At 65.2% G+C, this 12,232-nt stretch carries 8 protein-coding genes; 4 read left to right on the forward strand and 4 right to left on the reverse strand.

Going from position 1 to position 12,232, the window contains the following annotated elements:
* Positions 1-12 precede the first annotated feature (12 nt).
* Positions 13-504, reverse strand: a complete 492-nt coding sequence (locus tag GVM20_RS03575) for a DUF4402 domain-containing protein (RefSeq protein WP_166545937.1) — start codon at positions 502-504, stop codon at positions 13-15.
* 283 nt (positions 505-787) lie between these two features.
* Here GVM20_RS03575 and GVM20_RS03580 point away from each other — a divergent pair, with 283 nt between their 5' ends.
* Both GVM20_RS03580 and GVM20_RS03585 read left to right on the forward strand, forming a co-directional pair.
* On the forward strand, positions 788-3,262 hold the full coding sequence (locus tag GVM20_RS03580) for a hybrid sensor histidine kinase/response regulator (RefSeq protein ID WP_166545938.1): 2,475 nt from the start codon (positions 788-790) through the stop codon (positions 3,260-3,262).
* Positions 3,250-3,861: a response regulator gene (locus tag GVM20_RS03585; RefSeq protein ID WP_166545939.1), complete on the forward strand. Its 612-nt coding sequence runs from the start codon at positions 3,250-3,252 to the stop codon at positions 3,859-3,861. Before GVM20_RS03580 ends, GVM20_RS03585 begins: the two co-directional genes overlap by 13 nt.
* Before the next feature lie 166 nt (positions 3,862-4,027).
* Here GVM20_RS03585 and GVM20_RS03590 read toward each other — a convergent pair whose 3' ends face one another.
* Together GVM20_RS03590 and GVM20_RS03595 are read right to left on the reverse strand one after the other, a co-directional pair.
* Positions 4,028-4,564 carry a group I truncated hemoglobin gene (locus tag GVM20_RS03590; RefSeq protein ID WP_234031828.1) on the reverse strand — a complete coding sequence of 179 codons (537 nt, stop codon included), beginning with the start codon at positions 4,562-4,564 and terminating at the stop codon, positions 4,028-4,030.
* 22 nt (positions 4,565-4,586) lie between these two features.
* Positions 4,587-5,540 carry a DUF3034 family protein gene (locus tag GVM20_RS03595; RefSeq protein WP_353653096.1) on the reverse strand — a complete coding sequence of 318 codons (954 nt, stop codon included), beginning with the start codon at positions 5,538-5,540 and terminating at the stop codon, positions 4,587-4,589.
* A gap of 172 nt (positions 5,541-5,712) precedes the next feature.
* Here GVM20_RS03595 and GVM20_RS03600 point away from each other — a divergent pair, with 172 nt between their 5' ends.
* Positions 5,713-6,327 carry a cupredoxin domain-containing protein gene (locus GVM20_RS03600; RefSeq protein WP_166545941.1) on the forward strand — a complete coding sequence of 205 codons (615 nt, stop codon included), beginning with the start codon at positions 5,713-5,715 and terminating at the stop codon, positions 6,325-6,327.
* Positions 6,324-8,642, forward strand: coding sequence for a putative bifunctional diguanylate cyclase/phosphodiesterase (locus GVM20_RS03605; protein WP_166545942.1), 2,319 nt, complete (start codon positions 6,324-6,326; stop codon positions 8,640-8,642). Before GVM20_RS03600 ends, GVM20_RS03605 begins: the two co-directional genes overlap by 4 nt.
* 189 nt (positions 8,643-8,831) lie before the next feature.
* On the opposite strand, the gene GVM20_RS03610 is transcribed toward GVM20_RS03605, so the two are convergent.
* The gene (locus tag GVM20_RS03610; protein WP_166545943.1) at positions 8,832-12,161 is read right to left on the reverse strand and encodes a S41 family peptidase; all 3,330 of its coding nucleotides are present in this window, start codon (positions 12,159-12,161) and stop codon (positions 8,832-8,834) included.
* Between the last annotated feature and the right edge of the window lie 71 nt (positions 12,162-12,232).

Raw genomic sequence — 12,232 nt, forward strand, 5'->3', positions numbered from 1 at the left:
GCCACGGAGGGCTTACTGGTATTCCACCGCGACGGTGAAGCTACCGGTGTACTTGCCGGCTTCCTGACGGACGCCAACGTCGAGCGTGCCGCCGACGGTGAAGCTGTCTTCGCCCTTGAGCAGCTGGCCGCCGTCCTTCGAACCGTTGAAGTCCGAAACGCGCATCGCGGTGCCCTTGTCGTTGACGATCTTGATCTCCTTGGGGAGGGCGATCGTATAGAAGGCGTCGGCTTCACCGGTCACCGCAAAAGCGGCAGCGGTGTGGTCGGCGGTCAGGCAGGTCAGCGCCGGGCCGCACTTGCGGCTGCCGTCGGCCAGCACGACAACGCTGTCAGCGACGGTCGTCGAAGGCGCGATGGTGCCGAAGTAAAGGTCGGTCACGTTGCTGATTTCGAGCGGAGCGATGATCTTCGCGCCAGCGCCGGCATCAGCCGACTGAGCCTGAGCCGAAGTGGCAGCGGCGAACGAAGCGAGCACAGTGGCAATAGCAAACATCTTGTTCATTTCATTGGTCCTTTTTGGTCTTGGTCATGTCCAGCGGCGTCGTGCCGTGGCTGAACCCCAAATGCCGATCCGGACCCGGCCTGTCATTGTCGCGAGGGGATAATTGGCGGCGCGGAAGGGTTAACCGCGTGCACCCAAGGGATAGCGGAATCTGCGAAGGAACAGGGTCACCTATACGAAAGGATAAGGTTTGTGCCCCATAAGGCCGGATTGCGCGGGCTACGCGCGTCACCCACTCAAGGCTCCTGATTGATGCAACCCTTCTGACCGGACTGCACCCGCCATGCTTGAGCCTGATTTCACCCTTCCGCCGATTCCCTATGACGAGCCCGATCGGCTGGCCGCGCTGCATCGCCTTGATGTGCTGGACACACCGCCCGAGGCTGAGCTCGATGTCATCACCCGGCTGGCCGCTGACCGCTTTGATACGCCGACGGCGCTGATCAGCCTGGTTGATGCGACCCGCCAGTGGTTCAAGTCGCGCTATGGGCTGGAGGCATCGGAGACCTGTCGCAACGATAGCTTCTGCGGGCATACGATCGCGGGTGAGGGCGTCATGGTGGTGCCCGATGCGACCGCCGATCCACGCTTTGCCAAAAACCCGCTGGTGACCGGCGCACCGCATATCCGCTTTTATGCCGGCGCACCGCTGATGCTGGCCGATGGGCACAAGGTTGGCACGCTGTGCGTGATCGACACGGAACCACGCGCAGGCCTGTCAGAACGCGAGGCTGAGATCCTTCAGCTTATGGCCCGCCAGGTGGTCAGCCTGCTTGAAGGACGCAATGCCCGGCAGGAGCGGCGCATCGCCCAGCTGATCGCTCAGACCACCACGGATGCCTTTGTCTGCGCCGATGCGCACAGCCGCATCACCTTGTGGAACCGCGCGGCGGAGGCGATGTTCGGCTGGTCCGCAGCCGAAGCGTTGGGCCAGAGCCTCGATCTCATCATTCCGCAGGTGCACCGCAAAGGGCATCATGCCGGCGTCGCGCGGATGCGCGCCAGAGAACCGTCAAAGTTGGTGGGACAGACAGTCGAAGTGCCTGCGCTGTGCAAGGCGGGCCATGAAATCCCGGTCGAACTCTCGCTGGCGATGTGGCCCGAGGAAGGCAGCGATGACCGGACCCCGGCGGGCTTTGCCGCGATCATCCGCGACATTTCGGCGCGCAAGGCGGCCGAGGCTGATCGCGTCGCGACCGAAGCCCGGCTGGCCCGGCAGGTGGCGGCGATCCAGGCCTCGGATGACGGGATCGCGCTCACCGACGCGGCGGGCGACTTCATCTTCATGAACAGCGCCCACGCGGCGATGTTCGGCTACGCCGATCCGGCGGCGCTGGTGGGCCGTCCGTGGACCACGCTCTATGATCCGCTTGAAGCCCAACGTATCAATGATGAAGCGATGCCGATCCTGTTTGCGCAAGGCCAATGGCGCGGCGAGACGCAGGGGCTGAAGGCCGATGGCACCCCGATCGAACAGGAAATCGCTCTCTCCCTCGCACCCGAGGGCGGGATCGTCTGCGTCACGCGGGATGTCGGCGACCGGCGCGGCATGGAGCGCGAGAAGGCCCGCCTGCGCGAACAGCTGATGCTGGCTCAGCGGCAGGAAGTCGTCGGTCAGCTCGCGAGCGGCATCGCGCATGATTTCAACAATCTGATCGCCGCGATTTCCGGCACCGCCGAACTGCTGCGCCATATCGATGACAACCGCGTGCGCCACCATGCGCTGCGCATCCAGTCGGCGGCGACCACGGCCGCGGGTCTGGTCGAAAAGCTGCTGACGCTGGGCCGCCGCACGCCGCACCCCAAGCTGGTCGATCTGCGCCGCACCGTGTGGGATGTGCGCGATCTCGTCTCACCTAGCCTGACCGATCCGCTTCACCGGATCGAGCTGGAGCTGCCGTCCGCGCCGCTGATGGCGCTGACCGATGATACCGAGCTCAATCAGGTGGTGCTGAACCTTGTGCTCAACGCCCGCGACGCCCTGCGCCCGGGCGAGACGGCGCGGATCAAGCTCGAAGTGCTCAGTGCTGATGGCATCCAGCCCACCGGCAAGTTGATTCTTGGCACGGTGCCCGAAGTTCCCGCTGCGCTGATCCGGGTCAGTGATACCGGCATCGGCATCAGGCCCGAGGAACTGGAACAGGTGTTCGAGCCCTTCTTCACTCACAAGGGCGAGGCAGGGACCGGGCTGGGACTGGCTGTGGTGGCCGGGATCATCGCCAGCAACAACGGCGCGCTCGCGATCCAGAGCTGGCCGAGCTGCGGCACCGTGTTTGAAATCTGGTGGCCGCTCGAACCGGGCGGCGTCAGAGGTCCGGCTGTGGGCAGCGATGCCCCGTTGCGCGCTGGCCCGGGCCTCTTGGGGAAGGCGGTGTTGGTGGTCGATGATAACCCTGCTGTTGTCGATACTCTGGCGGAGATGCTCGAACAGCTCGGCGTCGAAGTCGGCCCCTGCCTTGATCCGGCCGACGCGATCGCGGTGATCTGCGATGATCCAACCGGCTGGGATCTCGTGATTACCGATTACGACATGCCCGGCATGAACGGCGCGCAGCTGGCCAAGACCTTGCGCAAGCACCGCAACGACTTGCCGATCCTGCTTTTGACCGCCCTGCCGCGGGTGCACCAGTTGCACCAGGGGCCCGACGGGGTTTTTGATGGCGTGCTGGGCAAGCCCACCAGCGCCGCGCGGCTGGCCAGTTCGGCAGCAGCGGCCATAGCGGCGGCACGCGAACGGAGAAATGCATGCGTATCCTGATTGCTGACGATCACGAATTGCTACGCGATGTGCTGCGCTCCTACCTCGAAGCCGAGGGCGGGTTCGCGGTCGACACGGTCGCCGATCTGCCCGCGGCGCTGGTGAACATCGCCGAAGCCGCGCCGCCCTATGATCTGGTGGTGCTCGATTACGGGATGCCGGGGATGGACGGCTATGAGGGGCTCGACCGCGCGCTGGCAGCCAGCTTCGGACGGCCGGTAGCGCTGATGAGCGGTCTCGCCCCGCCGGGCGTGGCCGAGCGAGTGCTGGCCTCCGGCGCGGCGGGATACCTCCCCAAGACCCTGCCCGCGCGCTCGCTCGTCAACGCGATCCGTTTCATGGCAGCGGGCGAGACTTATATGCCGATCGACCTCCACCGTCCCTCGCAGGCCCCGGTCGAGCAAGCCTCAGGCCTGTCCCCGCGCGAACGGCAGGTGCTTGCCGGCCTGTGTGCTGGTCACGCCAACAAGGAAATCGCCCGCGACCTCGACCTGCGCGAGCCGACCATCAAGCTCCACGTCAAGCTGATCTGCCGCAAACTCGGCGCCAAGAATCGCACCCACGCAGCGATGATCGCGCGCGAACGGGCGCTGTGCTAGCCACCATCACTTGGGCAGGGCACCTGCCGTGACCAAGACAATACCGCCGCCGTTCTGATCACAGCTGCGCAGACGTGCGGATATCCTCGGCGATGACCGGGGCGCCCTCCACCTTGCAGCGCCCCGTTTGGTCAGGTTGGCAGCCGCCCATCCACCAACGGCGGCACTATCGCTCGACCACTTGGCCTGACATCGGTGCGAGCTTCGCCAGCAGGCGATTTTGCGCTGCAAACGGCACGCCTGCTTCGCGCATGGCGGTTTGCAGGTTTTCGACCAGTGCGTTCATGTCGGCCTTGGTGACGCCCATCTCGGCGTGAGCGGTACGCATGTCGCGGCCGGAATAATCGCAGCCCGCGCCGAGCAGGTAGCAGAACTGTTCGCCCAAGGTGCGCTTGAGGCGGACCATGTCATGCGCGGCGAAGATCGCGGCGATGCGCGGGTCGGCCTCGCTGAGATCGACCGTGCGTGCAGCGATTCGGGCAATGCCTTCCCGCCCGCCGAAATCACGCGCCAGCCCGGCGCTATCATAGGGCGTCGCCCCGGCATTGGCGTTGGACTGCGCATAGGGTTCGACGGGAATCTCCCCGGTGACAGGATCGCGCTCCTTCACCTCGACCCCGAATTCGGCGTCCCAGTCAGTCCCTTCAGCGGGGGCCTGTTGCAGCAGCATCAGGACGGCAGAAGCAGTGGCGGTCAGCAGCATCGTGAGAACTCCCGAAGCAGGATCAGAAGGCGACCTGCGCGGACAGGAACCCGCCGCGCTGATCGGAGAATGTGGCGATCGAGCCGAGATCGACATAGGCCGCCGTCAAGGTCAGGTGATCGGTCAGGGCGTAGGCTGCGAAGATGTCCATCCAGTCATCATCCCCCAGCCCGAGATTGTCGGGCTTGGAGCGATATTCCGCTCCCACCACCGCGCGGCGCGAGAGCTGGTAGCCCAATGATCCTTCGAATTGCAGGTCGTAGCCCGCCCCCGCAGCCGTCCCGAAGCCGAGCAGGCCTAGCTCGTTCGCCTCGGTATAGCGCAGCGTCGCATTGACCAGCACGCTCCTCGCCAGCACCAGTTTGGTCGCGCTTAGCGTGAAATCCGTGCTCTCGTTATCCGCAGCGCCGAGCGCGCGGACCAGCGCGCCATCGCGGCTGCGCTTGTGCTCAAGGCCGACGGCGATCTGCGGCAGCCATGACGCGCCATAGACGACATCGCCGGCGACCCGCAGTTTCGCGCCGAAGGTGTCCATGTTGAAGGTATAGCCTTGCCCGATTCCCAACGCCGCGCCGACATCACGGGTGTCGAAATCGGCGCGCGATACGCTCAGCTCTAGCCGGTCGCCAAAGCCCACAGCGACGCCGTAGGACCGCCAGCCATAGTCCGGCAATTCGACCGCGGTGGCATGGGCCGAGAGTCCGACGCCGCCCGGCATCTGGCGCCCTGCAATCGTCGCCCAACGCGCGATCCCGCCACCCGACGAACCCTCGACGGTGGAAATTCCGTTTGTCAGAAGCAACTTACCGCCCTTGAACAGGCGCGGCTTTCCCGTCTGAACGCCGTCCTCGTCAAAGGCTGTGGCGGTGCGCACCGGTTGCAGCGCACGCTGGGTTGGCGCGGTCTCAACCTCGGCATCGAGCACCGGAGCATAGGCGATTTGCGGCGGTTCGGCGGGCAGCGGCGCGACTGGCACCGCCGCTGCTTGCGCGAGCGCTAGTAGGCAAGAGGGGATCGAAGTCATCCCCGGACCAGTTAACGACACTTGGTAAACGCCGCCTAAACCAAACGGCGAAGCTTTCTTAAGGGATGGGCCCTTAATGGGGCCGCCTGTTATGCGATCTTCTTTCTCACCCCGCTCCGCCCTGATGGCCCTCGCTACCAGTCTTGTCACCGCCGTCAGTCTGGCTGGCGGTGCGGCCCTGGTTCAGGCTGCGACGCCCGCTAGCTTGCGGGTGCAAGTGGTTGATGAGGCAGGCTTGCCTGTGCGCGATGCGGTGGTCGAGCTACACAGCGCCAAAGGCGTGCCTGGGCCAATCCGCTTCGCTTGGAAAATGGGCATCGCGCAGAAGAATCAGCAATTCACTCCCGGCACATTGGTGGTCGCCAAGGGCAGCACAGTGGCCTTTCCGAATCTCGATAATGTTCGCCACTCGATCTACAGCTTCTCCAAGCCCGCCCGGTTCGAGATTGATCTTTACGGCCGCGACCAGACTCGCACCCAGAGCTTCCCTATCACCGGCAGCGTCAAGCTGGGCTGCAACATCCACGATCAGATGCGCGGCTATATCCGCGTGACCGACACGCCCTATGCGGCGAAAACTGATCACAACGGCTATGTCACGCTGTCCGGCATGGCGAGCGGCCCGGCTAGGCTGACCATTTGGCATCCGCAACTGCGCTCACCCACGGGGGAGAGCAAGTCGGCGATTACCATCACCGGAGGTGCGCAGAGCCAGAAGCTCAAGGTGGCGGTGCGATGAGCAGGGCACAGGACATGCTCGCGCGACTGACGACCTTGTGCTTCGGCACCTTAAGCACGCGCATTGCGCTGCTCTACGCGGCGCTCTTTGCGCTGGTGTTGGGACTGGTCGTTACGCTGGCGGTGGGCGCCCTGGCGCGCTTCGGCGAGGCGAGTGCGGCGCGTGACCTTGCTGCCAATGCCCGCGTGTTCGACGAAATCCTTGCCGCGCGCGCTCGCCAGATGGGCGACCAGGCCAATGTCCTCGCACATGATTTTGGCTTCCGCGAGGCGGTGGCGACCGGCGATGCGCCGACTATCGCCAGCGCGCTGACCAGTCTCGAAAGCCGGGTGCGCAGCGACATGGCATTCGTCCTGACACTCGAAGGCGAGGTGCTCGCCGCCGATGCAACCGGCGTGCCTGCGCCCGAGACGCTGTGGACGCAGCTCGACAAGGGCGGCAAGCGCGGGATCATCCGGTCAGAGCAGGGCTTTGCGCTCGCCGCCGCCGCGCCGGTCGAAGCGCCCGATCTGATTGGCTGGCTGGTTATCGCCCAGCCGCTTGACCGTGATGAGCTTGACCGGCTGGTCGAACTGGCGCCGATTTCTGTCGAAGCCTCGGTGGTCGATGCCGCGCGCCAGCCCGCTTGGCTGCGCGAGGCCAGCGCCGATGCGGTGTTCGAGCGCGAGGAACAAAGCCGCTTCCTCTACCACGTTTCCGATCTTGCCGTGCTGCAAGATGGCATCGCCCCGCGGCTGGTTCTGCGCCACTCGCTGGCGGAATCGCTTGCGGCCTACGCCAGTCTCAAGGCGTGGCTGATCATTCTGGCGAGCGGCGGGATCGTGCTGGTGCTGGGCTTGAGCTGGAAGGTCGCCCGCAGCGTGACCGAGCCGCTCCAGCAGCTGGATGAGGCGACCCGCCTGATCGGCGAAGGCCGCGAAGTCAGCCTCAAGGTCGAGACCGATGACGAAATCGGGCGACTGGCAGAGAGCTTCAACCAGATGGTCGCCGCGATCGAGGAGCGGGAGCGCCAGATCATCCATGTCGGCCTGCATGACGGCCTGACTGGCCTTCCCAACCGCAAGCTGTTCACCGAACAGCTCGCCAACACCCTGTCGCGTCGCCGGGTGGGGGAGCAGGTGATGGTCGCCTATGTCGACCTTGATGACTTCAAGATGGTCAACGACACGCTCGGCCATCCGGCGGGCGATGCCTTGCTGCGGATCATTGCTGATCAACTGCGCGAAGACTTGCCTGATGCGCTGCTTGCGCGACTGGGGGGCGATGAATTTGCGATCCTGATCGACGGGATCGACGACAAGGCGAGCCTTGGCAATATTGCCGATGCCTTGCAGCGCTGCTTTGACCGGCCGCTGTCGATCAACGACCAGCAGGTCTCCTGCGGAGCCAGCATCGGGATCGCAATGGCGCCCGGTGATGGCGAGGACGGCAACACGCTAATGAAGAACGCTGACCTCGCGCTCTACCGCGCCAAGCACGAGGGTAAGTCGACCTACCACTTCTTCGAGCCCGCCTTGGATGAAGCCGCAAGACAGCGCCGCCAGTTGGAGCTCGACCTGCGCGCCGCGATCAAGGAGGGCGGGTTCGAGCTCAATTTCCAGCCGCTCTACAGCCTCGCCGAACGCCGCCTGACCGGGTTCGAGGCGCTAATCCGCTGGAACCATCCCACGCGCGGGCGCGTCAATCCGGCCGAGTTCATTCCGCTGGCCGAAGAAACCGGCCTGATCATCCCGATCGGCGAATGGGTGCTGCGCGAGGCTTGCCATCAGGCGAGCATTTGGCCAGCCGACGTCTCCGTCGCGGTCAATGTGTCTCCCAAGCAGTTCGCCGCAACCGGCATTGCCAGCACCGTGCTGTCCGCCCTGTCAGCCAGCGGGTTGCCGCCGCAGCGGCTGGAGCTGGAGATCACCGAAAGCATCTTCATCGCCGATGTCGATGCGACGCTGGCGACGCTGCATTCCTTGCGCAATCTGGGCGTAAAGATCGCGCTCGACGATTTCGGGACGGGCTATTCCTCGCTGAGCTATCTGCGCTCCTTCCCGTTCGACAAGGTCAAGATCGACAAGAGCTTCGTTGAAGATCTGGGCACCAGCAGCAACGGCCACGCGATGATCCGGGCGATCACCACGCTGGCGAATGCGCTGGGGATGGAGACGCTGGCGGAAGGCGTGGAGGATATCGCGCAATACGAAGTGCTCGAACGCGAGGGTTGCCAGAACATTCAGGGCTACCTGTTCTCGCGGCCGGTGGCGGCCAATGCGGTCGCCGGGTTGCTGCGCGACGGGGCAGGGTATCAGCGCCAATTGCAGGCATGAGAGCGCAGCAGGTCGGGTCCGTCGCCCGGGATCACGCAGCCAGCTTGGCCCGGTAACCGGTTCAACTCTCGGCGCCACCCCAATCAGCGAGCGTAGACGGCCCGTCCAGTCCAGCAGGCAAGTCGCCGCCTGATCAGGAGCTTCTGTTCCCTTCGTGCATCGTCAAGGCGTTGAGCCAGTTGCGAAGGGTCACCTCTGCGGAAGCGGTGAGACGTCGCCTCCCGGCGTGCCGAGCCCCGGCAAGGGCTGCGGCACCAGCGCCGGCATGGGTTCACGCGCGATCTTTTCCTTCAGAAGAGAAACGGCGGCGCTCAATTGCGCATCTTCACCCTTGAAGCTCGCAGCAGGCGGATTGTCGATCTCGTAATCCGGCGCGATGCCGTAGCCCTCAACGATCCAGCGCCCGTCGAGACTATATTGCGGGTTTTCGGCGATCCGCACCCCACCATTGTCGGCAAGGCGGTTGCGATCCGACAGCCAGATGCCCGCTCCGGCCGTGCGCTGTCCGATCAGCGGGGCGAGCCCCAGCGCCTTGACCGCGCCCGCAAAGGTCTCGCCGTCCGAATAGGTGCGCTCGTCGATCAGCACGGCGACATGGCCGCGATAAGCGTTCTGCATGTTCGTGGTGGGGATGCCGGTGCCGTCGGGCCGTGCCCAGAATGCCCAGGCACGGCGCATCAGCATGTCCACCACGATGCTGTCGATGTTCCCACCGTTGTTGTTTCGCACGTCGATGATCAGCCCCTGCTTGCCGAGCTGCGGAAACCAGTCGCGCGCGAAGCTGGCAACATCGTCCGAACCCATGGCGCGCAAGCTGACATAACCGATCTGTCCATCGGATAGCTCCGCTGTGGCAGCGCGCTTGAGCTCGACATGATCGAGGTAGCTGGCGGTCTGGATGCCCTGTAGCGTCATCGGTTCGACGATGGTGCTGAAAGTGCGCGTGCCGCGGGAAAGGTCGAGCCGCACCTGCTGCCCGGCCTTGCCCGATAGCGCGAGTTGCAGGTCGGCGACCGAAGCGACCGGACGGCCATCGACCAAGCGGATCACGTCACCTTCGCGCACGTCGACGCCAGGACGGCGCAACGTCGGTCGGAGAGAGACGAGATCGTCCTCGGAGCGAAGGATCCGGTCGATGCGGAGGCCCTGTGCGACCGGGGTGTAGCTTGCGCCGAGGAACGCCATCTCGGGATTCTCGCTGTCGCCTGGCAGGTCCCCGGCGCGCACCTGGCTGTGGAGGATGCCGAGCTGAGCGGCCATCAACCCGAGGATGGAGTTGAGTTCCGCCCGGTGGCCGATCCGATCGAGCATCGGTTCATGGGCGGCACGCACCGCGTTCCAGTTGACCCCGCGAAGCTCCGGATCATAGGCAAAGTCGCGGTGCATCCGCCAGGCATCGACGAACATCTGCCGCCATTCGGCCTTGGGATCGACGATCAGCCGCCAGTCGTCGAGCCTTAGCAGGTGCGGCGCGAGCTTTTCGGGCATCTTGGCCTCGGCAGGAACCAGTGCCAGCGCCGGCTTGGCCGGAGAACCGGAGGCGACCATCGCGGTCTTGCCGTCAGCAGCGAGCGCGAAGTCGAGCGCGCCCTTGGCGAAGACCTCCTCCTTCGCATCGCTCTTGTCGATGGCAATCGCGACCACGTCCTCACCGCGGCGGGTGTAGAGGAACTTCTCGTTGGCGAAGAGTTGCCCGCCGACACCGGGCTTGGCGGGAACCTTGTAGAGGCGCTCGGCAATTCCGGCGAGAATCATGGTAACGGGCTTTTCGGCCGTCTTCGCCTTCTCGTCCTTGTCCTTGCCCTTATCGGCCACCGCCTCGACCGCTTCGGCCTCGCGCTTCTCGCGATCCTCGTCGCTCATCGTGAGCTCGTTGTCCTCACGGAAGCGGAACTTCGCTTTGGGGTCGAGCTGGAGGGCATAGATCTCGCCGCGGTCGGGGAAGGCGACGCCCATGTTGCGGTCGCCCCACGGGCTGCCGGGCGTGGGTTCGAAGTTGCGGTCCGACAGGAAATAGAGCCACGCCCCGTCATGCGCGAAGGCCGGGGCGTAATCGTTGTACTTGCCAGAGGTCGCCTTGACCCGCTCGCCGGTCGCGAGGTTCTGGATGTAAAGGTCCGAAGTGTTGCCGCCGTTTGCGGAGGATGTCTCGGCATAGGCGATCATTTTGCCGTCGGGCGAGAAGGCGAGATCGCGGAATGGAGCATCGTCGCCGGTGGCGTTCTTTGCCAGCAGGGTGACGCGTCCGGTCGCGACATCGACCTTCTGGAGCCGCGCAAGCTTGTCCCAGACCACCAACGTCTTCCCGTCGGGCGCCACCGCGAAGGACCAGATATGCGCGTCATAACCCTTTGTGATGGCAACCGGCGCGCCGGTCCCGTCGGCTGCCATCGCGAAGATATCGCCGCGATCCCCCTGGTCGAGGATCATGAAGGCCTTGCCGTCCTTCGGTCCCAGCACCGCCTGCCGGGCGCGCGACTCCATCGGGACAGCGAATTCGACACGGCGCAGCTGCTTGGGCGCAGCGAGCGCGACCCGTCCGCGCGCGGTGACCGCGACCGTCTCACCAGAGGGCGAGATGCGCGCCGCCTCAAGCTGCTTGAGCGGTTCGCCAAGCGCGCGGGCGCGCGTCTGCTCGCGGTCGGTGACGAGGTCGATGGAAAGCTTGCGGACCGCACCGGTCGCCAGCGAGACGACGTGCAGGTCGGCACCGTTCTGAAGGAAGGCTTCGTTGCCGTCGATGCTTGCCTGAAGCACCGGGAAGAGCAGGTCGGGCGAAACCTGCCGGACATCGCTGCCGTCCTCGGCAGCCGACCACAAGGCGTCCTTGCCGCTCTTGTCGGACAGAAACCAGATGCGCCCGCCCGATGCCATCGGTTGTCGGATCGGCGCGCCGAAATCAGCGAGCAGGCGCTCGGCCTCGGCGTCCGAATTCATCGTCCAGCGCCACAATTGCTCCATCCCGCCCCCGCGATAGAGCACCGCATTGTCGCGGGCGCGGGCATAGAGGCCACGGCGGGAGAAAAACAGCGTGCGCCCGTCTCTGCCGAAGGTCGCACCGGTGGCGCGCCAAAGCGGGATCGGTGTCGCCTCCCCGCCTTGCGGCGAGACGGTGTAGAGAATCTCGCCCTGTCCACCGCCCGCAAGACGTGAGGCGAAGATCACGCGGCCATCGGGTGTCCAGCCGACGGTCTGCACGAAGCCGCCCTCGAAAGTCAGGCGCCGCGGTGTGCCGCCAGCGACGGGCATGACATAGACATCGCGTTCGCTGTCATAGCTCGCACTGAAGGCGACCATCGTGCCGTCGGGCGAGATATGGACTTCGCTCTCCTCGGCGGGGTGGTTGGTCAGGCGCACAGCCGTTCCGCCGCCGCGTCCGGTGCGCCACAAGTCGCCCTCGCTCGCGAAGACCAGCACGTCGCCGCGGGCGGCCGGGAATTGGTAGAAGCCTTCTTCGGCTGCCGCAGGCACCACAGCCAGAGCGCACACGCCCGCGATCAACGCCCCGAATAGTCTCATTGTGTATGTCCCCTGCGTCCCATGCGCGCCCATTGCCGATCACATCGTGTGCCAGCCCAGGCGCTGCGGCG

It is taken from the genome of Porphyrobacter sp. SLTP (genome assembly GCF_009905735.1).
GTDB lineage: Bacteria > Pseudomonadota > Alphaproteobacteria > Sphingomonadales > Sphingomonadaceae > Erythrobacter.